This window comes from Nonomuraea sp. NPDC049129, assembly GCF_040648495.1.
Classification (GTDB): domain Bacteria; phylum Actinomycetota; class Actinomycetes; order Streptosporangiales; family Streptosporangiaceae; genus Nonomuraea.
In genome coordinates this window covers 781522-806362 of the sequence record NZ_JBEZDU010000002.1, presented here as the reverse complement: position 1 = coordinate 806362, position 24841 = coordinate 781522, and the positions used below count along the sequence as shown (strand labels likewise).

The 24841-nt window shown below is 69.9% G+C and carries 21 protein-coding genes; 12 read left to right on the top strand and 9 right to left on the bottom strand.

The annotated features are described in order from the left end of the window. Positions 1–87: 87 nt before the first annotated feature. Positions 88–651, bottom strand: coding sequence for an ATP-binding protein (locus AB0B64_RS08700; RefSeq protein ID WP_357950807.1), 564 nt, complete (start codon positions 649–651; stop codon positions 88–90). A 67-nt stretch (positions 652–718) separates the two neighbouring features. On the opposite strand from AB0B64_RS08700, the gene AB0B64_RS08695 reads away from it, so the two are divergent. The 4 genes from AB0B64_RS08695 to AB0B64_RS08680 all read left to right on the top strand — a co-directional run bounded on the left by AB0B64_RS08695 (position 719) and on the right by AB0B64_RS08680 (position 4283). Beyond that, a complete protein-coding gene (locus AB0B64_RS08695) occupies positions 719–850 on the top strand; it encodes a hypothetical protein (protein ID WP_357950804.1) in 132 nt (43 codons plus the stop codon). A gap of 422 nt (positions 851–1272) precedes the next feature. Then, positions 1273–1866, top strand: a complete 594-nt coding sequence (locus tag AB0B64_RS08690; RefSeq protein WP_358175790.1) for a hypothetical protein — start codon at positions 1273–1275, stop codon at positions 1864–1866. Between the two features lie 10 nt (positions 1867–1876). Continuing rightward, positions 1877–3463 carry a hypothetical protein gene (locus AB0B64_RS08685; RefSeq protein WP_358175787.1) on the top strand — a complete coding sequence of 529 codons (1587 nt, stop codon included), beginning with the start codon at positions 1877–1879 and terminating at the stop codon, positions 3461–3463. A 280-nt stretch (positions 3464–3743) separates the two neighbouring features. Further along, positions 3744–4283, top strand: a complete 540-nt coding sequence (locus AB0B64_RS08680) for a hypothetical protein (protein WP_358175784.1) — start codon at positions 3744–3746, stop codon at positions 4281–4283. Positions 4284–4330: 47 nt separating this feature from the next. On the opposite strand, the gene corA is transcribed toward AB0B64_RS08680, so the two are convergent. Both corA and AB0B64_RS08670 read right to left on the bottom strand, forming a co-directional pair. After that, positions 4331–5452, bottom strand: coding sequence for a magnesium/cobalt transporter CorA (gene corA, locus AB0B64_RS08675; protein WP_357950795.1), 1122 nt, complete (start codon positions 5450–5452; stop codon positions 4331–4333). Positions 5453–5474: 22 nt separating this feature from the next. After that, the gene (locus AB0B64_RS08670) at positions 5475–5951 is read right to left on the bottom strand and encodes a nuclear transport factor 2 family protein (RefSeq protein ID WP_358175781.1); all 477 of its coding nucleotides are present in this window, start codon (positions 5949–5951) and stop codon (positions 5475–5477) included. A 241-nt stretch (positions 5952–6192) separates the two neighbouring features. Between AB0B64_RS08670 and AB0B64_RS08665 the strand changes: the two genes are divergently transcribed. Next, positions 6193–6891, top strand: coding sequence for a M50 family metallopeptidase (locus AB0B64_RS08665; RefSeq protein WP_357950789.1), 699 nt, complete (start codon positions 6193–6195; stop codon positions 6889–6891). Positions 6892–6936: 45 nt separating this feature from the next. After that, positions 6937–8898, top strand: coding sequence for a protein kinase (locus AB0B64_RS08660; RefSeq protein WP_358175778.1), 1962 nt, complete (start codon positions 6937–6939; stop codon positions 8896–8898). Here the strand turns inward: AB0B64_RS08660 and AB0B64_RS08655 are convergent. Both AB0B64_RS08655 and AB0B64_RS08650 read right to left on the bottom strand, forming a co-directional pair. After that, positions 8870–9076 (bottom strand): hypothetical protein, encoded by a 207-nt coding sequence (locus AB0B64_RS08655; RefSeq protein ID WP_357950783.1) that lies wholly within the window; start codon positions 9074–9076, stop codon positions 8870–8872. The two genes, AB0B64_RS08660 and AB0B64_RS08655, sit on opposite strands and share 29 nt — an antisense overlap. Positions 9077–9128: 52 nt before the next feature. Beyond that, positions 9129–9692, bottom strand: coding sequence for a 3'-5' exonuclease (locus AB0B64_RS08650; protein WP_357950780.1), 564 nt, complete (start codon positions 9690–9692; stop codon positions 9129–9131). A 265-nt stretch (positions 9693–9957) separates the two neighbouring features. Between AB0B64_RS08650 and AB0B64_RS08645 the strand changes: the two genes are divergently transcribed. From AB0B64_RS08645 to AB0B64_RS08635, 3 genes are all read left to right on the top strand, one after another. Next, positions 9958–10206, top strand: a complete 249-nt coding sequence (locus tag AB0B64_RS08645) for a hypothetical protein (protein ID WP_357960150.1) — start codon at positions 9958–9960, stop codon at positions 10204–10206. A 156-nt stretch (positions 10207–10362) separates the two neighbouring features. Continuing rightward, positions 10363–10938, top strand: a complete 576-nt coding sequence (locus tag AB0B64_RS08640) for an RNA polymerase sigma factor (RefSeq protein ID WP_358175775.1) — start codon at positions 10363–10365, stop codon at positions 10936–10938. After that, positions 10935–11822 carry a hypothetical protein gene (locus AB0B64_RS08635; protein WP_358175773.1) on the top strand — a complete coding sequence of 296 codons (888 nt, stop codon included), beginning with the start codon at positions 10935–10937 and terminating at the stop codon, positions 11820–11822. Before AB0B64_RS08640 ends, AB0B64_RS08635 begins: the two co-directional genes overlap by 4 nt. A 31-nt stretch (positions 11823–11853) precedes the next feature. On the opposite strand, the gene AB0B64_RS08630 is transcribed toward AB0B64_RS08635, so the two are convergent. Genes AB0B64_RS08630 through AB0B64_RS08615 form a run of 4 tightly spaced genes read right to left on the bottom strand, consistent with a single transcriptional unit; the run spans position 11854 to position 18122 of the window. Next, positions 11854–13902 (bottom strand): DUF3488 and transglutaminase-like domain-containing protein, encoded by a 2049-nt coding sequence (locus AB0B64_RS08630; RefSeq protein ID WP_358175771.1) that lies wholly within the window; start codon positions 13900–13902, stop codon positions 11854–11856. Further along, a complete protein-coding gene (locus AB0B64_RS08625) occupies positions 13899–14975 on the bottom strand; it encodes a DUF58 domain-containing protein (RefSeq protein ID WP_358175768.1) in 1077 nt (358 codons plus the stop codon). The genes AB0B64_RS08630 and AB0B64_RS08625 overlap by 4 nt, the downstream gene beginning before the upstream one ends. Next, positions 14976–15953, bottom strand: a complete 978-nt coding sequence (locus AB0B64_RS08620) for a MoxR family ATPase (protein ID WP_225289611.1) — start codon at positions 15951–15953, stop codon at positions 14976–14978. 15 nt (positions 15954–15968) lie between these two features. After that, positions 15969–18122, bottom strand: coding sequence for a hypothetical protein (locus AB0B64_RS08615; RefSeq protein WP_358175765.1), 2154 nt, complete (start codon positions 18120–18122; stop codon positions 15969–15971). A 193-nt stretch (positions 18123–18315) separates the two neighbouring features. Between AB0B64_RS08615 and AB0B64_RS08610 the strand changes: the two genes are divergently transcribed. The 3 genes from AB0B64_RS08610 to AB0B64_RS08600 all read left to right on the top strand — a co-directional run bounded on the left by AB0B64_RS08610 (position 18316) and on the right by AB0B64_RS08600 (position 24757). Beyond that, positions 18316–19515, top strand: a complete 1200-nt coding sequence (locus AB0B64_RS08610) for a hypothetical protein (protein ID WP_357960167.1) — start codon at positions 18316–18318, stop codon at positions 19513–19515. Between the two features lie 200 nt (positions 19516–19715). Then, positions 19716–21206, top strand: coding sequence for a hypothetical protein (locus tag AB0B64_RS08605; protein WP_358175762.1), 1491 nt, complete (start codon positions 19716–19718; stop codon positions 21204–21206). A 299-nt stretch (positions 21207–21505) separates the two neighbouring features. Then, a complete protein-coding gene (locus AB0B64_RS08600) occupies positions 21506–24757 on the top strand; it encodes a chromosome partitioning protein ParA (protein WP_358175760.1) in 3252 nt (1083 codons plus the stop codon). Positions 24758–24841 lie beyond the last annotated feature (84 nt).

Below are 24841 nucleotides of genomic sequence, written 5' to 3'. Positions count from 1 at the left end.
CTCAGGCACGGGTTTCCGTCCTTGCGGGACCGGAAACGGGGCGGCCCCAGCCTGGGCCCCTTGCGGGTCTGGGCCAAAAAGAGACCTCTAGTAGAAGAGGAGCGGACCAGGACCGGATCTATGGGCAGGGGTGGTGTGGATCTTCGCCCACACCCTGTGGCCCACCTCCTTCTCGCCCTCACACCCCACCTGGTCGGCGATCGCGGCGACGAGGGCCAGCCCCCGGCCACGCTCCGCATCGGTCCGGAAGGCCGCGCCGAAGTGAGGGCGTCCACCCCAACCGCAGTCATAAACCGCGACAGTGATCATGGCGGTCGTGCGGGTGATCTCGACGATGAAGGTCCCGCGAGGGCTGCCGCTGCTGGTGTGCTGGAGCGCATTGGCGGCCAGTTCGGCGACGATCTGCTCGGCATCGTCCCGGCATGGGGCGTCGGCCAGGAGGTATCGCGCGAAGTGGCGGGCGTGCGGGATCTGGTCGGGGGTGCCAGGGAAGGTACGCCGCCAGTTCAGGCCGCCGGGGTGCAGGTCGATCATCGCGTCGATGTGTTCGCGCAGGACCGGGTGGGATGGCCCGGCGCTCGGGTCCTGGTCGCGTTGCCGGGGAATGAGCAGGTGAGCAGGTGCGTCCACCGTTTCGGCGGTGTCGGGCATTGGGATCCTCCGTGGACACGTGAGCCGTTCGACTCGTACCCAAACGGTGCCCCATCGGATGCGCTGTGTGGACCCCCAACGCATCCTCATGGACAACCCGCGCTACGCGCGCGCTGACCTGCACGCATCTGTCGGCGTCGAGGATCGGCACCCCGATGCGATCTCGATCTACCTCCACGATCGCCAGTACGGACTGTGATCAAAGCTTTACAATAAGCGGTAATTCCAGTCTGGAGGTGGTACGGATGGCCGGCGAGAGGTACCAGGCGTTGCCTCAGGCCCGCTCCTCACATCCCGCAACCCGCGGCTGTACGACTTCGAGTCCTAACCGGAGGCCGGGCGTCGACCGCCCGTACTTCTACCCGCCGTGGGCCCGTTGCATGAACATGACCCCGCGAGTGGGCAGTTCTTCCACGACCTTGTACGTGATCGGGACCATAGCACTCCAAATTCACCCGCAGCCTCTCCCGTACGACACAACAAGGCTGGAGACCTGGCGCGAAGGCGACCACATGTCGCCTGAAAAGAGCTTGCCCCGGGTCGCATGCAGAGCAGTGGCGATATCCCGGGGCCTACAGAAGCATCGTAGCTCACTCTCCGCGGCTAAGGGAGGTAGGCGCCGTGAATCCGATTGAGAACAAGATCATCGCAGATGCCATCTCGCCTGCCCGCCTTGCACCCTACCTGCGCGCGTGTGGAGGCGATCTGGAAGTGGCGCTCCGCCTCTATACGTGGAACAAGGAGATCGTCGGGGCGTTCTCCGGCTCGCTGTCCGAGCTTGAGGTCGTCCTGCGCAACGCTATGGACCGTCGGCTCACATCGCACTTCGGCGGGCGTGATTGGTGGGCGTCTCCGCGGATCAGACTGGCACCTCATGCCCGTGACAAGATCACGGCCGTTGCGATGCCGAAAGCCGGAGCCATACCTACGGCGGATGATGTTGTCGCAGGCCTGACCTTCGGATTCTGGGAGTCCCTCCTGGGCCGCAAACACAATTACGAGAGTCACCTGTGGTGGCCAGCACTCAGGGACGCGTTCCCCGGCTACTCCGGCGTCCGGGGCCCGCAAGTGACCATGACTGAGATCGCTGAGTTCGCAGCCCTGGCCCATGCGGACGTTCGCAACCGTCGACCCGCTTCGACCTCGATCCATCTACCATCCACCCGTGCTGAACGTAACCGTAGCTTTACAATAAGTATGCGATCTCAAGCTTGAGGGGGTGCCGATGTCCGGCGAAGGCTATCGAGCGTTGCTCCAGGCCCGCTCTTGGAGTAAGCGTCTCAGGGAGAAGGGCTTCACGTGGGATCAGATCGCTGACGTGCTCGCGCTCACCCATCAGGTGAGCCCGTTGCGGCTCTACCGGCTGGCACACGGCCGCACCGCGGCCGACGTGGTGGCGATGGTCAACGACGCCGACCCGGCGGGCACGGCCGCTCTGCGTGAGACGCGGCTGTACGACTACGAGTCCTGGCCGGAGGCGGGACGTCGGCCGCCCGCGCGTCTGCTCACCGTACTCGCCAAGATCTACCAGACCGCCGCGCGCAACCTGGCGCGAGGAGAAGACCTAGTGGCGTACGGGGTCGCTGATCGTGAGCTGATCGATGGTGCGGATTTCCGCGACCTGGACGCCAATCGGCCCGCTGGAGCGCGTGTCACCATGGAGATGAGCGCGGCAGCCCCACCCGCTGACACGTCGCCCCTGGACGCCTCAGCGTGCGTGCGGTTGCTGCATGCCACCGGCGCCGAGGAGGCCGATGTGAAGCGACGGGAACTGCTCTTCGAACTAGCCCTGGTGCTCGGCGGCACTCGGGCGCTCGACCTGCTGCGGATCCTCACATCGGAAGAGGAGGAACGCCTGGCCGGGGTGCTGCGCAGCACGTGGCGGGTGGATGAGGCAGCAGTGCAGACGTTTGAGAAGCTGACGATGCACGCGCGGCGGGCCGACGACATGTCCGGGCCTGCGGCGCTGCTACCCGTGGTGAACGGGCAGCGGGCAGCGGTCGGGCGGCTTCTCGTACGTGAGTCAATGCCGCCGGGCCTGCGCGACCGGCTCCTCGGGACGTATGCGCAGCTGTCACAGTTGGCGGGGTTCCTCGCCTGCGACCTCCGCGATTACGCAGCGGCCGAGCAACCCCTGAACGACGGGCTGCGGGCGGCACTCGACCTGGGCGATCCGACATTGATCGGCTACGTGCACTACTGGCTGGGCAGGGCAGCCGCTGAGCAGAACCGGACTGCCTCGGTCTTTGACCATGCCTTCGCGGCTCGGGAATGGGCCGTCCGGTCCCCCAGCAAATTGCTGGCGTCCATACACGAAGGATTGCTCTCGCTCGCCTACGCCGCTGAGGGTAATGCCGCGGCGAGTACCCGCGCGTATGAACGCGCACTCGCGTTGGCTGGGCCCTCGGAGGGCGACGAACCACCGTTCCTGTACTGGGTCTCACCCTCCTCAGAGGAGACCAGGAGGGCCTGGTCTTTGATCCGGCTCAACCAGCCTGAGCCCGCCCTGGCGGCGGCCGAGCAATCTCTGGCCGGACTCGATCCCCGGCGTGCGAGACCGAGGCTATATGGGCTGGCACTTGCCCGGTATGCCATTGCCTTGACCTTGGCCAAGGCAATCCCCGAGGCAGCAGCCAAGCTGGCGGAGGCCGCCGATGTCACCAAGCAGCACAACTCGGCTCGGCTGATCGACGAGGTCGGCCAGGCGCGGGCCCGGCTGGGGCCATGGGCGGACACCAGTTACGTTCGCCAACTGGATGACACCCTGCGATCTTGCGGCCTCACTTCGGCTTGTCCAGCAGGAGGGGCTTGAGCTGGCGGAAGAATTCGGTCGTTGGCCTGATCTCGCCCGATCTCGTGGAGGCGGGGTCGATTGGATGGTAACCAGGGAGAAGAAGATGTTGAAGCGGAATGCGGCAATTAAGCGGAATGGCTATGTATGCGCGGGGATTCCGGGTGAATGGCCTAGGCCTGTACGGAGTTGAGATCAGCGGATCCGCCCGCGTTCTGGTGTGAGGTCCTGGTTGGCCATCGCCATGGCGCGCGGGAACCTTTGGGAGGTTCTTCACGTCCTACGCATCATGCATAAGATCGTGACCGCAGCCATCACCGGGGTCGGCATCCTCATCTTTTCGTCCGCCTGTACCACTTCAGCCGTGACTGCTTCCCAGGAGTCATGCACGTTCACCTGGTCCAACATCGACGACCGTGACGTCCTCACCGCGGTCTCCGAAGCGAGAACGTTGGCAAAGGGCGAGAAGTGGGTCCCGTCCATGCATGTGCTGCGGTCGGGCGTCGCGCAGGTGACCGGGGTGAAGCTCGACAACCCGCAGACAGCGATCACGTCGTTGGGCAAGCGGGTCGGCCAGTCGTTGGCACCGATCGGCCAGATGTATCCGTCCAAGGGCCGTCACGGTGAAAACTCTTTCGGTGCCGCGGGACGGTATGTCGTCTACCAGGTGGCGCGTCACCTGGTAGACGCTGACTTCGTCGTGGAGTGCGGCGGGAAGCGGCTCGGCTCGGGACACGCCACCTCCTGGCAGTCCGGCGACTCCGGCGGGACGGCGGAGTGCGGCGTCAAGACGGGGGACGAGAACCGCATTGCCCGCATGGCGCTCGAACTGGCCTGCTAGCGCCGGTGGCGGAGTCGACACTGACCAGTCTCAACTCCGTACAGACTTTAGAGCCAGTCGCGGCGCTTGAAGACCGTATAGAGGACCAGGCAGACCAGGGCCATCAGCAGCATCGCGAACGGGTAGCCGAACACCCAGTGCGTCTCGGGCATGAAGTCGAAGTTCATCCCGTAAATGGTGCCGACCAATGTCGGGGCGAACAGGATGGCCGCCCACGCGGAGATCTTCTTGACCTCCTCACCCTGCCGGATGCTGGCCTCCGTCATCCTGGCGATCTCCTCGTTCTGCGCCTGGGTCACCAGCGTCGAGTTGACCAGCAGGATGTCCTGGAGCATCTGCCGGAAGGAGGCCACGCGTTCGTTGACCGTGATGGCGTGGTCGGCCACGTCACGCAGGTAGCTCTGCAGCTCCTCGTTGACGCCGTACTTGGTCGCCCCGGCGATGAACCCGTCGATCATCCGTACCAGTGGCGTGGTGGCCCGCTGGAACTCGATGACCTCGCCCGACAGCTCGTAGACGCGCCGGGAGACGGACGGGTCGCCGCCGAACACCTGGGCCTCGATCTCCTCGATGTCCTTCTGCAGCCCGGCGACCACCGGGGCGTAGCCGTCGACCACGGCGTCGAGGATGGCGTACAGCACCGCCTGCGGGCCCTGGCGGAGCAGGTCGGGGTCCGATTCCATGCGCTTGCGTACGGCCTGCAGGTCAGGCGCCTCCGCGTGCCGTACGGTGATCACGAAGTTGGCCCCGACGAAGACGTGCAGCTCGCCGAACGCGACCTCCTCGACGTCGTCGAGGTAGCGGGCGGCGCGCAGGACGACGAACAGCATGTCGCCGTAGCGGTCGGCCTTGGGCCGCTGGGAGCCCACGATGGCGTCCTCGATGGCCAGCGGGTGCAGCTGGAACTCCTCGGCCAGCTTGGCCAGCTCCCAGTCCTTCGGCCGGTAGAGGCCGATCCAGGCGAGACTGTCGGGCAGTTCCTTGAGGCGTTCGAAGGCGTCGGCCAGCGAGGCGGGGTTGTCGACCCGCTTGCCGTCCTGATAGATCGCGTTGTCGATGACAGTGGGCTGGTAGGGGGCCTCTTCGCCGGGGCGCGGGTCCATCGAGTGCTCAGGCGCCGGCTCGCGGGCGCTGCCGCCTCCGCGTCCGAAACCCTTCATCCGTGCCATTGCCCGCCCCTTACCCAAATCTCTACTCGAGTTCGTCGAGTGCCCGCGTCGCCCGGTCCCTGATCGACTTGCGCCACATGGGCGTCCAGCCGAACAGCAGGCCGTGCGGCCTGCCCAGCGCCATCCGGGACCAGCGTTTGAAGTCGAAGTCGTCGTGGTGCCTGACGATCAGGCCGTCCTCGAACCTGAACAGCGCGTCGATCTCGTTGACCACTTCGCGACCCGTACGGGAGAAGGTGTAGCGGGAGGTCCAGCGCGCCGTACCGGTGAAGTCGTCGGCCGTCACGTCCCTGAACTCCGACTTCAGCCCGTCGCTCACGCCCAGCTGCAGCCGCCACATCGCCATCACCCGCCGCCGCCCCTCCACTTCCAGGAAGACGGGGTCGCCGAAGCTCACCTCCGGGTGGTAGCAACTCTCCATCGCCGCGTAGTCGGTGCGGCCGAGTGCCTCGTAGAAGGCGCGGATCAGCGCCACGTGCTGGTCGTTCACCTTGCCCATCAGATCATGGTTGTACCGTTATGCCAGCATACGGCCCCCGGTCAGTCGCCTCCCAGATCGAACGAGTGAAGAGCGGCCAGCCGGTGCGCGTACGAGTGGGGAATTGTCGGGAAATCTGTGCCGAGCACCACCTTCCCCACAGGAACCAGATCAAGCGGCGACTTGGCGGAAAAGACGCGCGGCATCAGAATCTTGTTCTGTGAGCACGAGCGGGTCTTTACCTGGATAGGGTCATACCTCGATGGACAAGCTCTGGGCCCACCTGATCGAGGTTCAGCCTGCCCCCGACCCGTGGGTCGTGGTGGTCTCGGCACTCGTCGCGCTCGCGATCGTCAGTTTCGGCATGTCCTGGCAACTGTCCAGGGGCCTGATCACGATCGCCCACGAAGGCGGCCACGCGCTGATGGCGCTGGTCACCCGCCGGAAGCTCGAAGGCATTCGCCTGCATTCCGACACCTCCGGCGTAACGCTGACCAGAGGCCGGCCCACCGGCCCCGGCATGGTGCTGACCGCGCTGGCGGGCTATCTGGCGCCGTCGTTGCTCGGACTGGCCGCCGCGTGGCTAACCGAGCAGGGACGCATCACGTTGCTGATGTGGACCGTGCTGCTGTTCCTGGTCTGCATGCTGCTACTGATCCGCAACCTGTACGGCGCGCTGATCCTGCTCGCGACGGGTGGCGCGGTGTTCGCCCTGTCGATGTACGCGCCGGACAACGTGCAGCAGGTCGTGGCCCTGGTGGCGGTCTGGTTCCTGCTGTTCGGCGGGGTGCGGCCGATCATCGAGTTACAGCGCAAGCGGCGCAGGCGGCAGGCGCGTGACTCCGACGCCGACCAGCTCGCCAGGCTGACCATCCTGCCCGGCGGCTTCTATGTGTTCTTCTTCCTGGTCGTGGCGGGCGCCTCCGTGGTGGCCGGCGCCTATCTCATGAATCCGCTCTAGTCCGGAAAAATCACATTAAACTCGCCCGTGACAGGGGGGAGTACTGTGCTGCCAGTCGAGGACGCGCCCGGCTACCGGGTACTCGATCAGGCCGGCCAGGGCGGGTTCGCCATCGTCTACCGCGCCTACCAGGAGCGCCTCGATCGGATCGTGGCGCTGAAAGTCCTGTCCGTGGACCGGGTCGACCAGCGGACCATGCGCAGGTTCCAGCGCGAACTCCAGCTCACCGGCCGGCTCACCGGCCATCCGAACGTGGTCACCGTGTTCGACACCGGCGTGACGCGCTCCGGCAAGCCGTACATCGCCATGGACTTCTTCGAGAACGGCTCGCTGCGCGACAAGGTCCGCAAGGAGGGGCCGCTGCAGGTGCCCGACGTGCTGCGCACCGGCGTGAAGCTGGCCGGGGCGCTGGCCGCCGTACACGAGGCGGGGGTCCTGCACGGCGATATCAAACCGCAGAACATCCTCATCTCCCGGTACGGCGAGCCGGCCGTGGCCGACTTCGGCGTGGCCAGGGTCGTCGACTCGGCGGAGATCTCGGCCACGGCGCAGGCGTTCACGCCGCTGCACGCGGCGCCGGAGGTGCTGACCGGGCAGCCGCACTCCGCCTCATCCGACATCTATTCGCTCGGCTCGACGCTCTACCATCTGCTCGCCGGGCAGCCCGCCTTCCACAGCCCGACGGACCCGTCGATCGCGCCGCTGATGTACCGGGTGCTGAGCGCGGATCCGCCGCCGATCAACCGCGCCGACATGCCACCGGTGGTGTTCGAGACGGTGCTGCGGGCGATGGCGAAGCAGCCGGAGGTACGGTACGGCTCGGCGCGCGAGTTGGCGCAGCGGCTGCGGCAGGTGCAGGCGGAGCTGGGACTATCGGTGACGGACCTGGTCGGGCAAGATGCCGGGCCCGTGCCTTCGACGACTCCCCGGCGAGCCGACAGCGGCGAGCCCCCGGCGCCCGGCCCCTCTACGGGCGCGCACTTGGCTGGGCCTTCGACCGGCGCGCACCTGGCCGGGCCGGTGACCGGTGCCGGCGCGCACTTCCCCGGGCACGAGACCGGTGCCCACGCACCCAACCCGGCGGGCCGGGCGAGCGGCCCGCAGCCGACCGGCTACAGCGCTTTCGCGCCCCAGCCCTCGGGACCTCAGCAGCCCGACCAGAGCCCTTTCGCGCCACCGCCCTCGGGACCTCAGCAGCCTGCTCAGAGCCCTTTCGCGCCGCAACCATCCGGCTACCACCCCGCTGGGCTCCAACCGTCGGGCCCGCAGTTCGGCGGGCCGCCAGCGACCGGTTCCCAGCTCAGCGCGGACGGGTCGAGCGCTCCCGCCACGATCCCACCGGCGCACCCAGCGCAGACCGGCTCCTCATTCGGCGCCGCATATCCGTCGCAACCCACCTATCCACCCAGCGCCTATCCCGCCCCGCAGAGCCAACCGGCCGAGGGTTATCAGGCACCGCACGGTCCCCAACCGGGTGGCCCGTCACCAGCCGGTCCTATGCACGCGTCGAGCGGGCTTCCGTCTGGCGGTACGACGACGCGGGTGATGGCGATCGGAGCCGCCGCCACGATCGTGGCACTCGCGGGCGCCGGGTTCGCCGTCTATCTGTCGAGGCAGAACGAAGCCACCCAGGCCGACCCGCAGCAGTCCCAACCTCCGACGAGCGCCGCCAAGCCGTCCGAGAACGTCGGCAAGGAAGCCCTGGCCGCACTGGCCCCGCGCCGGGTACGCGTGGTAGCCGACCGCAGCACACTGGTGGAGCTGCGGTGGGCGCTGCCGAAGGAGTCCGCCCGCTACCCGGTCGTGGTCCAGCGCTCCCCGGCCAAGCAGGGCGAGCAGGCGATCACCGCCCTCCAGCCCGGCACCACCTCGGCCCGTGTGAGCGGCCTGGACCCGGACACCGGCTACTGCTTCCTGGTGGGCGTCCCACTGCAGATCTCGAAGACGAGCAAGGTCGCCTGGTCCAAGCCCGTCTGCGTCAGAGGCGCGGTGGCCAAGAACGGCTAGCGCCGGCGATGGCGTAGCGGGCCAGCGCCGTACTCCAGTCCTGGCTGCGGGCGGTGTCGGCCCCGGAGTCGCGCAGGAGCCGCGTGGTCAGGCCGTCGCCGTTGGCCAGGGCGAGATCGGCGAAGCACTGCTTCAGCAGGGGGAGATCGAACAACACCCGGCCCCGATCGTGGACCACCTGACGTCCCCGCATCCGCAACGCGGCCGCCAGCCGCCGTGAATCGGGGAAGCTAGCTGACAGGCCAGTCTCCGCGCCTCGCCAGATGTAGCACGAGGGCAGCGATGTTCCACGCGTCGTCGTCGCCTCGGTGGTGGCGGCCCTCCAGCGGGAGGCCGGCCATCATCAAGGCCTGGGCCATTCCAGGGCGTCGTCGCAGGCCGTTAGAGACGGTGAAGGCGACCTTCGCGTTGGTGTGACGCTGGCAGAAGGGGTACTCCGTACCCGTCTGGCGGCACTGGCGGGTGAACTGGTTACGATCGTAGTCACCCCAACTGGCCCAGGGCAGCAAGCCCGTCTGATGCTGGGCCGCCAGCGCTCGGCACGCCTCAGCAAAGGGAAGACCCCCGTCTACCTCGGTCTGCGTCAGCCCCGTCAGCTCCGTACAGAATGGGCTCACCCTCGATCGGGCTGGGCGTACAAGCAGCCGGTGCTTGGCGAGGCGCTCGCCCGCGCGCAGATCAACGACAGTGAGCCCGATTTCGATGATTTCGCTCACCTGGCCGGGCGGCGGCTGTCCCTCCCAGCATGTCGCTTCGACATCGACCACGTTCAGCAGGTGCTCGTTAGCGTCCATGAGGAGTGAGCGTAGAAGCAGCCTTGCCCCAGGTCATCAGGATTTCGCCTGATCACCCCCGCGCAGAGTTTCTGACACACCCGGTTGTGGTCCGGCGTTCCCGGTCAGGAGGGCGGGGCCCGAGATGAAGCTTTCATCGCGTCCGCGTTGTTCGCGCTGGTCGTCGGGGCCGAGCGGGGGCGGATCTTGCGGCGGTGCGGTGCTTGTCGTCCAATTCACGGTGATCGCTCTTCGCGATTTCCGGCCCTTCATGAGGGGAGAACTGGTGCGTCGCCGAATCACCGCCTTGTCGCTTCTCGCGGTCACCGCTCTGACGCCGATCCTGGCCACGAGCACGCCAGCGCACGCCTCGTCCACACTCCAAGTCGTCTACAGCAACCTGCCCTATGACGTCTGCATCAGCTTCGGCCGGTCAGGACAGGAGACCGGACGCTGGCAGACCTGGTGGTGCAGCACCCACCAGCCCGAGAACCCGATGTTCTACACCTACGACCTGTGGGCGTACGTGAACTGAGGCAGTTCCCCCGGCACGGGTGCTGCCGTCGTCCCCATGAAGCAGCACCCGCGTCCTCATGTGATCCCGTCTTGAAGAAATCTGACCGGGATGTAATGTTCTGCGCCCTTGCTCGCCAATAAGGGGAAAGCCCCGAGCAAGCGGAAGGCGCACTGGATGGCAGACACATCATCGGAGGGCCTCCTGCGGACGATGCGGGATCCTGAGGCCTTCGAGGTCTTCTACCGAAGACACGCCGAACGCGTGAGCCGCTTCGTGGCCCGCCGGGTGACCGATCCGCACACGGTGGACGACCTCACCACCGAGATCTTCCTGGCCGCCATCGACGCCGCGGGCACGTACAAGGCCGAGCGGGGCGGCGAGGTGGCGTGGCTGTTCGGCATCGCGCGCAACGTGGTGGCGTCCGAGCTGCGCAGAGCGGCCAGAGAGTTGCACAAGAGCGGCAGGGCGGCGGGACGGCGCACGCTGGACGCCGACGACATCGCCCGCTTGGAGGAGCGCATCGACGCCGAGCGGGCCGCCCGCCCGCTGCTGTCGGCCATCGCGAAGTTGCCCAAGAGCCTGAGGGCCGTGGCCGAACTGGTGGACATCGACGGCCTGTCGGTCGCCGACGCCGCCATGGCCCTGCGCATCCGCGTCGGCACCGCCCGGGTGCGGCTGCATCGCGCGCACCGCCGGCTGATGATCGAATCCGGCCACCGCCCGGAAGCCATCTTGAAAGGATCGTCATGAACGGGTCTCTCGCCGGTTTCGAAGAGCGCCGGCTGACCGAGCTGAAGGAGCACGTGGCGGCGCGGGCGGCGGCCGAGCGGGCCGGACGGCCGCACGCGGTGGCCGAGCGGGCCGGATGGCCACGCCGCCGGATGGTCCTGGCCGTCGCGGCGGGGGCGGCGATCGCCGCCGTGGCGAGCGTGATCACGGTCTCGTCCATGGGCGGGGCCGACCGCGCCTACGCCGTTACCAAGGACTCCGACGGCATCGTGTACGTCACCGTACGCGACTTCCGGGACGCGGCGGGACTGACCAGGCAGCTCAAGAGCCTCAACGTGCCCGCCATCGTGGACTTCGTCCCGGCGGGCCAGAAATGCAAGGAGCCGCGCGCCGAACCCGTGACGGACATCCCCCGCGGCCTGTATTACGCGCCCAGGAACATCCCCGGCGACGACGCCGGCTCGGGCTGGCAGATGCAGATCAACACCAAGCTGTTCAAGCCCGGCCAGACCTTCGTCTGGACCCTTGCGGTCGATCCCGTCTACGGAGGGAGCGACACCAGCACGATCCTCATGCGGGACCCGGTGGCGCCCTGCGAGCTGGTCCCCGACGACGTACAGCACGTCGTGCCGAAGATGCCCTTCCCGGAGGTCACGTCGCTGGGCGGGTACCGGGTGGAGGGCAAGACCGTGGGCGAGGTCCTGCCGGAGATCGAGAAGCGCGGCCTCAAGGTCACCTACCTGATCACCGAACCCCCTCCCGAGCGCTATCCGGGCGACCCGTACCTGATGTACCCCACCAAGCAGGGCACTCCGGTGGGTGCGGACTGGTTCGTCTGGCAGGCGGACGAGCCGGAGAAGGGAGTGATCCGCCTGATGGTCACGCAGAAACTCCAGAAGCCTTAGCGATCAGCCCGTCATGGTTCGCTCCGGCGGGTCAACGTAGGAGCAGTCGCTTGCGGAGGCGGGTTTTGAGGGGTGTTCTGGCGCGTACGGCCTGGCGGACGGCGTCGCTGTGGCGCCAGGCCGCGTCAGCGGCCTCGTGGGCGACGTCGTCGGGGGCGTAGCGGACGAAGTTGGAAATATCGGCGAGTGGTCGGAGATGGGTGGATATGTCGGCTGGGTGCCGGGCCACCACGTCCTCGGCGGTCAGTGCCCGCTCCCCCTTCAGGCCGAGGTCGTCACAGGTCTGCGACCACGCGCCGAGCACCCGCCGCTCCGCGCCCGTCACGCTCCTGCGGGCCCGCCTGCGCCACCACGGCAGCACCATCGCCGCTCCCACGTACACCACCAGGATCCCCGCCCCCACCGCCGGGACGATCACCCACAGCGGCGGCCCGGCCGAGGTCTCGCGGCCGCCGCCCGCCGTGGGCTTCTGACCGGCCTTCGGCTTGTTCACCGTGCCCTGGGTGAACTCGCCCTCCAGTTCCTCGCTCTCCTTGAGGGCGGAGGACACCACCTCGTGGTCGTCCTTCGCGCCGCCGCGGCCGGGCGTGGGGTAGAACGGCCGCCAGCCGAGCTTGTCGAACTTGATCTCCGCCCACGCCATGACATGACCAGATTTAACGTGGTAAATCCCGTCGGACGCCTGCCCCGGCCGGAACCCCACCACGACCCTCGACGGCAGCCCGAGCGTCCTGGCCATGAGCGCGAACGTCGACGCGAACTGCTCCGAGGTCCCCCTGTGCGTGGTCTCCAGGAAGAACTCCAGGCCCTTGAGCGAGTGCCCCGGCGGCGCGGTGACGTCGTAGATGGCGCTGGTGCGCAGGTAGCTCTGCAGCCGGTACGCCTGCTTGATCGGCACGTCCGCGCCTTTGGTGGCCTGCTGGGCGAGCTTGTGGAACAGCGCCTCCTGAGGCCCGGCCGGGAACGCGGTCAGCGCCCGATCGTCGACCGGCGTGGCCGCGAGCAGGTCGGCCTTCGACGGCTCCGCCACCCGCGAGGTCACCTCGTACGTGAACCCCTTGGCCGGCCGGCTCGCGGCCAGCAGCGCGCCGCTCCCGGGGTCGACGGCCAGGCCGCGTACGCCGTCCACCTCGACGGGACGTTCGGCGCCGGGCAGCCAGGTGCCGGGCAGGCCGCTGAACGTGATCGTCTGGCGTACGGTCTGCGCCTTGCCCGTCCAGTCCCCCGCGGGCACCCGCCCGCCCGTCGGCTGGAAGCGGGCGCCGGACGTCCAGCGGACGCCGTCATAGCGGTCCAGTACGGCCAGCCGCCAGTTGAGGGGCTTGGCCGCCTTGACGGTGAACAGGTCACGGTCAGGGATCTGCAGCCAGGCGGACACGCGGTCGAGCGGGCTGACGCTGTCGACGCGTACCGGGGGCGGGAGTTCGGCGTCGTCGCGCGGGTTGTACGGCTCGGCGGCGATGGGCAGCAGCGGCCCGGCGACCAGGGCGACGGCGGCCAGCGCGGCGGCGGCCGGGATGCCGGCGAGCAGCCACAGCGCCGGCCGGTCGTCCCGGAGCAGGGCCAGTGCCGCGATGAGCACCACGAGGGCCGCGGCGACGGGCAGGTTCGAGCCCTCCCCGTCCACCCCGAACAGCAGCGCCACCCCGTACACCACGAGTCCGGGCACCGCGGCGGCCACGCGGGTCCTGGTGCGGGTCAGCGTCTCGGCGCCGACCACGGCGGCGGCCCAGACCAGCGTGTGCACGAGGACCAGCAGCCGCGGCTCCGGCTGGGCGGGCAGGAGCGTGGTGAGCAGCGCCCGCCACGAGTCGGCCAGGTCGCCGAGCAGGCCGGGAGCGATGCCCTTGTACAACGGCACGGTCCCGGCGAACCACAGGACCAGGTCGAGCACCAGCGCCAGCCAGAGGGGCCGCCGCCGGCAGAGCGCGGCCACCAGGGCGGGGACGGTCGCGGCGGGCACGACGGCCAGGAGCAGCTCGGTGCCGGGGAAGACGCGATGGAACCCCCACCCACCGGCCCCGGTGACGGCCGCCACCAGCGCCAATCCCCCTAACCACCGCCACACCGGCTGCTTCATCGCCTGCTCCAGGCCAGCGGCAGCGCGGCCAGGTCCGCGATGGGGACGACCGTCACGCCGGGCGCGCTGAGCGGACCTGTCCCTATATATACGCAGATGATGCGGTCGAACCGTCGTCGTGCCCCCGCCACTCGGGCGGCCTCGGCGGGGTCCCCGGTGATCACGACCAGCGAGCCGCCGCGGGCCAGCCGGACCGCCTCGCCGACGCCGGACGTACCGGATCCAACCAGGGCGAGGCGATCCAGCAGCAGCTCGGGGTCGGTCTTGGTCTCGGCGAGCGGCCCGTCGCCCGTGAGCACCCGCACGGGGAAGCCGGACCGTGCGGCGGCGACGGCGGCCGAGGCGGCGGCGTCCACGGCCAGTTCGGTGAGGTGACGGGTGTCGAGGACGACCGTCGTGGTGGGCAGGCTGGCATCGATGAGCTGGCGCACCATGAGCGTGCCGGTGCGCGCGCTGGACTTCCAGTGGACGTGGCGCAGGTCGTCGCCGACGACGTACTCGCGCAGGGTGTGGAAGGTGACCGTGCCGCTGGGGGCGTTGTCGCTGGTGGGGCCCTCCAGGTGGTGGGCCTTGCCCGACGCGGGCACCGGCAGCGCGACCGTGCGAGGGCGGACCAGGAGCGTGGCCGTCTGGCCGTACCGCCTGATCCTGCGTGTCAGGCCGAACGGGTCGGCGCGGACGAGCAGGAGCGGGCCGACGGGGATCTCGCCGCGCACGCCGGTGGGCAGCGGGTACGACACCGTCCTGGTGGCGTTCCGGGGCAGGCGGGGCAGGTCCACCGTGTGCTCGGCCGCACCGATCCGGTCCTGCGCGCGCAGCCCTGACAGGCCCCGGCGGCCGAGATTGCGTACGTGAAGGACCGCGACGGCCGCGTCCCCGCGCGGCACCTTGAGCGGAGTGACCTCGCGGTGCACCTCCAGCCTCGGTCTGGGGGCGGTCCAGGCGAGGGCGGCGGCGAGCGCGAGCAGCCCGCCGGTGGCCAGCACGACGGGCTCCGGGTAGCCGAGCGCGAACCCGGCCGCGTACAGGATCACGGAGCCGGCGAGCGTGCCCCACCCCAGCGGTGTCAGCACCTAGGCCGCCTGCGGCACCGGCATCCCGGCGAGGAGCTCGCCGAGCACGTGCGCCGCGGTGACCTCGCGTAGTTCGGCCTCCGGGGTGAGGATCAGCCGGTGCGCGATGACCGGGACGGCCAGGGCCTTGACGTCCTCCGGCACGACGTAGTGGCGGCCGGCGGCGGCGGCCTTGACGCGGGCGGCCCGCAGCAGCGCGAGACTGCCGCGCGGTGAGGCGCCGAGCCGCAGGTGCGGGTTGGTGCGCGTGGCGCCGCAGAGGGCGACGATGTAGTCGTAGACGGGGTCGGCGACGTGGATGCGGGTCGCGAACTCGATCATCCCGGCCACGTCCGACGCGCGGGCCACCACGGGCAACCGCTCGACCTGCGGCCCGGTCGGCATGCCCTTGAGCACCTCGACCTCCGAGACGTGGTCGGGGTAGCCGACGGAGATCCGCATGAGGAAGCGGTCGAGCTGGGCCTCCGGCAGCGGGTAGGTGCCATCCATGTCGACGGGGTTCTGCGTGGCGACCACCAGGAACGGCCTGGGTACGGGATGCGGCTCGGCGTCGACCGTGACCCGGCGCTCCTCCATGACCTCCAGCAGCGCCGACTGGGTCTTCGGGGAGGCGCGGTTGATCTCGTCGGCGAGCACGATGTTGGCGAACACCGGCCCCTGGTGGAACTCGAACTTCTGGTGCGCCTGGTTGAAGATCGACACACCGGTGATGTCGCTGGGCAGTAGGTCGGGCGTGAACTGGATGCGCCGCCACTCGGCGTCCACACTGGCGGCGATGGACCTGGCCAGCGTGGTCTTGCCGGTGCCGGGCACGTCCTCGATCAGCAGGTGTCCTTCGGAGAACAGGCAGATCAGGGCCAGCTCGATGGCTTCGTGCTTGCCGCGGATGATGCGCTCGATGTTCTGGGCCAGCATCTGGAAGCGCTGGGCGAACTGTGCCGCAAGCTGCTGCGGTTGCTGCGTCTGCTCGTTGTACAACTGAGGTCCCCTATCTCAGTCGGTGCATTCGAAGAGCGGAGCCTCCGGGAAGCCGCCCCCGTCCGGTGTGGCCACCAGCGTGTCGTTGAGGTAGCCGTTGCCCGCCGACGACTCGATCCGGTTCCAGATGTCACTGGACTTTCCGGTGGACTTGTCGGTGTAGGACGAGCCCTTGACCTGGCAGATCACTGTCAGCGTGATGTACTGGCCCTGTGGGATCCTTCCGGCCTCGCCATCGGCGGACGGGCCCGGCCGGATGAGCGTGTTGGTGTCGTTGTTGCTGGCGTTCTGGTACTGCTGTTTCGGATAGGCCAGGTCCACGTCCGCTGTGGCGGCGTCCTGGCTCTCCCCCGCGTCGTTCTTGGCCTTGAGCTTGAACTCGTGCTTCTGGTTGTTCTTGAGCCCTTCGGCGGTGAACGACGTGCCCTTGACGCTGTCGTTGCTCACCGCGCCGGAGAGCACGTACGTGATGCCTTCGCCGCCGCTCTCCGGGGCGTCCCAGGTCAGCTCGGCGCCGCGGTTCTTGGGCTTGGCCGCGAAGTTGGCCGGTCTGCCGGGGGCCACGCAGGGCTTGACCCCGGCGCTGGGCTCCGACTCGACCTGGCCGCCCGACCAGTGGGCGACGACCGTGAAGGTGTACTCGGCGCCGCAGCTCCCGCCCGAGAACTCGAACTGGAACGGCCCGCCGGCGTCCACCGACTGCGGCGTGGTCCTGCCGTCGCCGCCGGACACCTTGAGCGTGTAGCGGTCGACCTTGCCGCCGCTGGACGGGCTGAAGTTCACGCTGACGTGGCCGGGGCCCGACTTGGCGCTGACGGCGCCCGGTTTGGTGGGCGCGCTGGGCGTGGGGGTGGGAGTGGGGCTGCGGGTGGCCGAGGAGGGAGTCGGGGTCGACGTCGGGGTCTTGGTGGGCTTGCGCGACGGCTCCGGGGCGTCCGTCCGCGTCGGCGCCGGGTCGTCCGTCCTGGTCGGGTCGGGCCTGGGGTCGGTGTTCGTCGGCTCGGGCCGTGGCGTCTGCTTGGGCTTGGGGGTGTTGGTGGGTCCCGGTACGTCCGAGTCGTCCTTGTCGACGTCGTGCTTGCGGCCTTCGGTGTCGACGACGACGGCCTTGTCGCCGTTCTCGTCGTTCGCCCAGAGCAGGCCGTCCTTGACGAACACGTCGACCGGGCCGGGCCCCTGCGCCACCTGGAGCTTGGTGGGCTGACCGCCCGCCGCGCTGTCCCACACGATCAGGCCGCCCGTGCTGCGGTCCGGGACGTACACCTTCGAGCCGAGTATCTGCGGCACACCGAGCGCGGCCGGGTCCTTCACCGCGAACTTGGTGTTGAGCACCGAGTTCGACTCCGTGTCGACCACCACGAGGAGCCCGGAGTCGCCGGGCGTGAGCAGCGGCACCAGCGAACCCTCGGTCGAGGCCGGCGCCAGCACGCCGCCTTTGGCGGCCTGGGCGACCTCCTTGGGCAGCGTGATCTCGCCCACGCCGCCGTCCGCGCCGACGATCGTGGCGGTCGCGGCGCGGGTGTTGACGATCATCGGCAGGCCGCCCGCGATCGTGACGGCCAGTTCCTCGCCCGGCTCGCCGACCTTGACGGCGCTCGCGGCGACGCCCTTGGTCACGGGTACGACCTCGCCTTTGGCGGTCACCGGCACCCAGAGCCGCCCGCCACCGTCGATGCGGGCCGAGCCGAGCGGGCCCGGCAGCGACAGCGGCGTGCCGACCGAGTTGAGCGTGGCCGGGTCGATCTGCTGAACCTTGCCCTCCGGGTCCACCGCGTAGCCGGCGGCGCCCGAGACGACGATCTGCAGACCGGCCGTGCCGAAGTTACGGGTCTGCGCGACGCTGAGCTGGCCGGGCTCGATCCGGCTGACGTAGCCGCTGCCGTCGTCGACGAGCAGGACGTTCGAGCCGTCCTGGACGATGCGCAGCCGCTGGGCCGACTTCTTGTCGAGGTAGCCGTCGACCTCGCCGGACAGGCCGTTGACGTGCACGATCTTGCCTCGGGCCTGGGTCCAGAGCCAGGCGCCGACGTCGGCCAGTTTGGGTGTGGCGCTGGAGACGCCCACGCCGAAGACGGCCGCCAAGGCGACCAGGATCACGGCCACCGCGCCGGCGATCACGGCTGTGGCACGGTCTCCGCGAAGTACGCGGATACGCAAGGCGTCACTCACCCCGTACGTATGATTACTTAACGTTTGCCCCCGTATTACCCTGGATCACCCTAGCGTGCGGCGCGACTACTCGCAGGTAGGCACGTGAGGTTGGGCACTACTCGCAGGTAAGCCCGTCAGGTTGGGCACTACTCGCAGGTAAGCCCGTCAGGTCGGGCCGAGATTGTCGGCGCGAAGCCGTACCTTAGTCCCCGTGTCCGAACAGCCCTTGACCCTCGACGCCGCCCTCTCGGAGGAGGCGGTGCTGTCGACCTACCGCCGGATGTTCGCGGCGCTGGCTCGCGACAGCGGCGCGGTCGTCGACGACCCGGCCCTGGTCGACATCGCCGAGACGCTGTTCGCGGCGTTCGCCGAGGCGGGCGAGGAGTGGCTGACGCACGAGCAGATGCGCTTCGCCTGCCGCGCCTATCCCGGCGACCAGTTCGACAACCGGCTGCGCGTGCTCAAGGGGCTGGGCGCGATCCGCGAGGTGTTCCCCAAGCCCAACCAGCTGCGCTATCGGGCGTCGTTCACCAGCGTGGTCGGGCTGATGTTCATCAGGCGGATGATGGACGACGGCGGCCAGTCGGAGATGCACCGGCTGCTCGCGCTCGAAGACCTCAACGTCGCCGACCCGCGCACCACGATGGAGGAGGCCAGGCAGAGCGCCGCCAACCTGGCCAGGGCGTTCCGGCTGTGGGCGCTGGAGCTGATCACGCTCACCATGGGCACGATCGAGGAGCTGCGCGAGCAGGCGCCCAAGCTGTGGGGCACCGAGGAGATCGCGCGCCGGGCGCAGAGCCTGCACGGCACGATCCTGACCCGCTGGCCCGCGCTCGACCGGGTCTGCACCGATCTGCGGGCGGCCATCTACGCCTACAGCGACGCCTCCCGGCGGGCGGCGGGGCGCCTGGCCGACTCGGCGGGCACGACCCGCAACCTGACGCTGCTGCCCACCGAGACATGGCGCACGTTCTCGCAGACCGCTTCGCGTGAGCGGCTCGCGGCGGTGCTCGACGGCTTCGTGTTCGACGCTCCGGCGCCCTGGCACGACCCGGCGGCTATCGCCCGCGCGGTCGACGAGGCGCCCCGCCCGGCTCCGGCCCAGCCCACTCCCCCGCGCTCCAACCTCGCCGACGCGGGCCCCGAAGGCTCGCTCGGCTCCGCGCCCAACGCGGCGATCGAGCGGCTGACCGAGGTGGCGGAGTCGCTGCTGGGGGCGTCGTCGCGGGTGGCACTGGCCGACGTACTCCGGTCCGACTGGCCATCGGCCCGCCGGCTGCTGGCCGACCTGACGACGGTCGATCTGCGGCCTGAGCTGCCTTATCGGCTCGTGTGGGCCGACGACCTCACGATCTCGCCAGGAGGCGAACCGGCCTGGCTGTCCCACGGCTACCTGGAGCGCACCGCATGACCCGACTCTCATCAGAGGCCGCGGGCCCGGACCTTCCCTCCTCGGAGGTCGCTGGTACTCGCGGCTCCTCAGGGGGCCCGGCTGCGGGTCGCACTTCAGCGGGCGTCGGTGGGGGTCGCTCTTCGGCGGGTACCGGTGGAGGTCACACTTCGGGAGGCGTTGGTGCGCGGCGCGCGCTCGGGGACGACGCGGTCGCTCACGTGCGGGCGCGGTCGGGCGGGCCGCTGCGGCTGGGGGCCGGTGTCGCGGCGCCACCCGGGATGCTACGGCTCACGCGCCCCGACTCCACCGGCCAAGCCCTGCCGGTGTGGCCTGATGCGGCCACCCCGTCGCTCCTCGACGAATACCAGGTGCCCCCGGTCCCGGTCGAACGCTCGGGCGAGACCAGGCGGGTGCTGGCGGCGACGCTCAAGTGCTGCTGGAGCGACCTGTCCGTCGACCCGTGGCCGGGCACGCCGGCACCGGTCGAGCTGATCCTCGACACCTACCGGGCACTGATCGGCCGGGCCGACGACCTGATGCGCAACTGGGCCATCGGGGCACTGCGCCGGCTGCACGACTCGGCGTGGATCGTCATGTCCGACGGCGTGGTCTCGCTGGGCCCGCGCTGCGCCCTGTGGCCGGTCGAGTCGCACGCCCAGCTGAAGGAGCTGGTCCGGCGCATTCCCACACCGGAGCAACGGGACCTCACGGTGGTCGCGGACGCCGACATCGTGGCGGCCGCCACGCAGGAATCCCACGGACTGCAGGAACCACCCGCTGCGGAACAACCTTCGGCCGCGCAAGGGCCGCTGGACATTCAGCAATCCCCCGCTGGGCCAGGATCGCCGGTCGTACAGCAACCCGCCGCCGCGCAAGAACCACCCACCGCAGAACAGCCCCCTACGGAACAAGGACTGGGCGTTCAGCAGCCCTCCGCCGTGGAAGGACCGCTCACCGCACAGCAGCCACCCGAGGCGCGGGTGCGGGCGCAGGATCCCGCAACCGCGACCGCGATGACAGTGGCGGCGGGCCGGGTCGAGGGCGGTGCGGCGGAGTTCGACGAACTGCTGGGCGGCTATGACGAGCGGCGGCGGGCCGAGTTGGTGGCGGCGTTCATGGCGGTGGAGCATGGCGCCGAGCCGGTGCTGGAGGCCCGGTTCGGTGGGCTCCGCGATCCCGCGCTCCGCCACACTCTGGGCGAGATGCTCGCCCGACGAGGCCGGACGCTGATCCAGCACCGCGAGCGATGGACCTCGGGCTACGACGACGCCTACCGCGCCGAGCCGACGCCCGCGACCACGCCCGCGGCCGCCGGGTCCGGGTTCGGGGCCGGGGCAGCGGCGGGGCTTGGTGAGAGTGAGCGGGCGGTGTTGACGCTGGTGCTGGTGCATTCGGTGGCGGTTCCGAGGGCGGAGGGGCTGCTGCCCGATGACACCTGGCTCTCGCCGCATCCGACTCCCGTCGACGAGCTGCGCCGCCACACCCAGTTGCCGATCGGCGAGCTGGAGGCGGCGCTGCGGATGCTGCGGCACGCCGGGCTGCTGACCCAGGTCAAGGCGGGCGAGGAGGCCGGCGGTTACGCGCCGGGACCGCAGTTCCACCGGCTCACCCCGGCGGCGCGGCGACGGCTGCAGGAGGAGCTGATCCTGGCGGCCGGACCACACAGCCCGCTGGCCGCGGCCGTACGCGCGCGGAGATCGACAGGGTAGGCACCCGGACCTGCCGGGCCCGGATTGCCACCCGGGCCTGGCAGGCGCCAAGCGTCAGACGCGGTCGGGGTAGCGCGGTGAACAGGAACTAAGCGTCCTCGGCCGGGCGGCGCGGCGAAGAGACAGCAACAGCCCACGCGGCGCGGCAAACAGACAGCGAGCGTGCTCGGGTCGGCGCGGTGAAGAAGCAGCAAGCGTCCGCCCTCACCCGGGCGGCACGGTGAACAGACAGCAAGCGTCAGCCCCGCCCGGGTCGGCGCGGTGGAACGGAAGGACTACGGGGGTCACAGGTGTCGCAGGTGGAGAACGTCGTCGGGGACCGGGTGCTGATCGCCATGCAGGCGGTCAACATCTCACGGCTCTCGACCCATCCGGTGCCGACCGTCCCCGGCACGCTCATCGTCGTCGCCGGGGCCGGGCCCAAGGACTCCAACGGCGCGGGCAAGTCGTCGTTCATCGCGTCGATCACGGCGTTGCTGGGTGACGAGCAGTGGCGTTTCGCCTCGGGCGCGAAGGCGGTGTCGGAGCTGCTGTTCAACGCCGAGCTGGCCAGTGGCGCGGGCGCCCGCCAGTGGGCCAGCGCCGACCACGGCTACATCGTCGGCGTGTTCGGGCGGCCCGGCGCGTCCTACGACCTGCCGCTACGCGCCACCGGCCCAGTTCCCGGCGCCGCCGCCTCAGAAGAGACCGCAGGACCGGAGCATGGCACCCCAAATGCGGACCAAACCGCCAAAAATGGGCATGGCACCTCCATCGCTGACCAAGTCACCGAACCGGAGCAGATCAGCGTGGGCGTGGAGCCGGCCGTACCGGATGACGGTGAGTTGTTCTCCGTGCCCGACACGTCCGGCGGGGCCGTCACCGTGTGGCTCAAGGTCAATCAGGAGGCTCCCCACCTGGAGATCCGCTGGCGCGAGGGCGTGCACCTGGCCTCCGCCGCGTCCGAAGCCGAGCGCGTGGTGCGCGCCGACGAGATGTGGGCGACGCTGCCCAAGTCCGCCGGGCGCCGCGACGTGGTGGCCCGCGACCTGACCAAGGTGCTCTACGGCGACCGCATCCGCTGCGTGTCGTTCCTGTCGACCTCGGTCCGGAGCAAGGTCGCCACCAACCTGCTCTCCCAGCCGCTCAACGAGATCTCGCCGGAGCGCGTGTTCGAGGCCATCGCGGCTCTGACCGGCCTCGACGCCGAGCTCGAGCAGGAGCGCGAGGCTCGCCGGGACGAGCACGCCAAACGCGTACGGGCGGCGCAGGCGGCCGATCGGCTGGCCGAGTTCGAGGCGGAGTCGCGGGCGTTGCTGACCACGTTCGACCGGCGCGATCAGGCCCGGATCCGGCTGGCCGACGCGCTGCGGTGCTGGCGAGGGCGCCAGGCTCGCAAGCTGGACGACGCGGCGGCCAAGGACGAGCTGCTGGTCGCCGAGCTCGAACGGCACCGGGCCGCGGGCGAGACGGCGGCCGAGGCGCTCTCCATGGTGAAGGCCGAGATCGCCACCCTGAAGGACGACACGCTCGACCGGAGGGTGGCTGAGGCGCGCAAGGAGCTGGCCGCGATGCAGGCGCGGGCCGCCAAGCTCGACGCCGACCGGGCCGTGGCGGAGAACTCCGCCGACGAGTTGCGCGGTCTGATCCCGGCGCTGGAGGAGACGCGCCGGTTCTCGGACGGCCGTGATGTGCCCACGGCCGAGCGGGAGCTGCGGGAGGCGCGGCTGCGGCTGAACGAGGCGCTTAAGGCGCTGGGCGTGGCCGATCGCGAGGTGGCCTCTGCCCAGGCCGCGCTGGACGACGCCGAGGGCGGCCCGGCCGCTGCCCAGCTCAACGCACTGGCCGCGGCGGGCGTCGTGGCGACGGGTCTCCTGGACGCACTGGACGTGGCCGAACAAGCTCGCGACTACTCCCACGCCCATGGTGATTCCGCCGGCCGACCATCCCCCAAGGCAGCCGGGAGAGCGGCCGGTCAAGCAGCCGCTGGGGCGGCCGGCGGAGCAGTCGCGAACGCTGGTGGGGCCGGGCTCGGGTTGGAGGAGTTGCGGGGGTGGCCGCACGAGCATGCCGTGATCGTCGACGCCGGCCAGCTCGAAGCGGCCGCCGCGGCCTTGGTCGAGCTGCCCGGTTCGGTCCTGGTGAGTGCCGCCGGGGTGAGCGTGGTGGGGGCGTTCGACGGGGAGGCGACCGGCCGGGAGGCGCGGATCAAGGCCGCCGAACACCGGCTCAACCGGGCCAAGGACACCCAGGAGACCGCGGCGCAGACCGTACGCGATGGGGAGGAAGGTGTCGCGGAGGGACAGCGGCGGCTGGAGGGGGCGCAAGCGGGAGTACAGCTCGCCGAGCTGGAGACGAAGCTGGCCGGGCGGCGGGCGCGGCTGGGCGAGCTGACGACGGCGCTGGAGGAGCTGGCGCCCGCGGTGGCGGAGGCCGAGCGGCAGGCGGCCGCGCTCGACTTCCGGGCCCGCACGAAGGACATGGAGATCGAACGCCTGGAGGGGCGGCGGCAGCGGCACGAGGGCGAGCGGGCCCGGTCGCGTCAGGACGAGACGAGGGTGAGCGGCGAACGGGAGGCGCTCAAGGTCGAGGCGCTGGCCGCCGACTGGGGCGGCACCGCCGAGGGAGCGCGGGAGTGGCTCAATGCGCTGCCCGAGGGCGAACGAGCGCGCACCGCCGAGGAATGGTGGCGCGTCGCCGAACGGCATTTCGACCAGGCGTTGCGCGACACGTTCCCGGAGGAGGACGCGGAGATCCCGGAGGAGCTGCGGTTCCTGCTGTCCGAGCGTGGGGGGAGCACGGCGCGGGAGCAGGCGACGTTCGCGGCGGTGTGCGGCTCGCTGGCCTCCTACCTGCGCGGGCAGGAAGAATACGAGAAGCACCAGCGGCGTCAGATCGAGGCGCAGGTCGTGTCGAGGCAGCGTGACCTGGCCGCGGCCGACAAGGGGGCGGAGGAGGCGGCCAGTTCGACGGCCGTGCACCGGGCGGCGCTGACGGCGGCGATCAAGTCCCGGCTCACGCGGGTCGCCGAGGAGTTCGAGCAGCTCGACACGTCCTACGGAGGTTACGGGGCGACGCTGGAGTTCCCGGTGCCACCGGCGCCCGCGGATCCGGAGCAGCGCTGGCAATGGCGCGTCACGCCCAAGTGGCGGCGCGGCGAGGGCCAGGGCTTCGTCCCGTACAACCGGCGGGCCAACACCGCGCTCATGGACGAGAAGGCGGTCAAACTGGTGTGCGCGGCGGCGATCGCGTCATCCGGGGGCGGGCATCTGTGCCTGGTGCTCGACGAACTGGGCCGCAACCTGGGCAAGGAGCACCGGCGGGAGGCCGTGGCGCTGTTCCGGCGGATCGGCGAGACGTACGGGATCACGGTGATCGGGGCGCTCCAGGACGACATGGAGCCGTACGCGATCGACGCCTGCGGGCAGTACATCAAGCTCAGGCGATCGTCGGACGCGATGCCGTACAACGAGCCACCGGTGATCGTCGGGCACGACGAGCACGCGGAGCGCGTGCGGGCATTGGCCGCCTATATGGACAGGAGCGGGCACTCCCCTGTGGCTGCCACCTGATCACCGGGTCCCCTCCATCCGTGCGGACCCGACGTGATCACGTGCGGACCCGACGTGATCAGCGGACGCGGCCCCATACGCGGG

What these genes read in the sequence shown, in the direction of transcription:
- AB0B64_RS08665 (WP_357950789.1), top strand. Translation starts at nt 6,193, where the DNA reads ATGGACAAGCTCTGGGCCCACCTGATCGAGGTTCAGCCTGCCCCCGAC.
- AB0B64_RS08700 (WP_357950807.1), bottom strand. Translation starts at nt 651, where the DNA reads ATGCCCGACACCGCCGAAACGGTGGACGCACCTGCTCACCTGCTCATT.
- AB0B64_RS08670 (WP_358175781.1), bottom strand. Translation starts at nt 5,951, where the DNA reads ATGGGCAAGGTGAACGACCAGCACGTGGCGCTGATCCGCGCCTTCTAC.
- AB0B64_RS08685 (WP_358175787.1), top strand. Translation starts at nt 1,877, where the DNA reads ATGTCCGGCGAAGGCTATCGAGCGTTGCTCCAGGCCCGCTCTTGGAGT.
- AB0B64_RS08635 (WP_358175773.1), top strand. Translation starts at nt 10,935, where the DNA reads ATGAACGGGTCTCTCGCCGGTTTCGAAGAGCGCCGGCTGACCGAGCTG.
- corA (WP_357950795.1), bottom strand. Translation starts at nt 5,452, where the DNA reads ATGGCACGGATGAAGGGTTTCGGACGCGGAGGCGGCAGCGCCCGCGAG.
- AB0B64_RS08650 (WP_357950780.1), bottom strand. Translation starts at nt 9,692, where the DNA reads ATGGACGCTAACGAGCACCTGCTGAACGTGGTCGATGTCGAAGCGACA.
- AB0B64_RS08630 (WP_358175771.1), bottom strand. Translation starts at nt 13,902, where the DNA reads ATGAAGCAGCCGGTGTGGCGGTGGTTAGGGGGATTGGCGCTGGTGGCG.
- AB0B64_RS08640 (WP_358175775.1), top strand. Translation starts at nt 10,363, where the DNA reads ATGGCAGACACATCATCGGAGGGCCTCCTGCGGACGATGCGGGATCCT.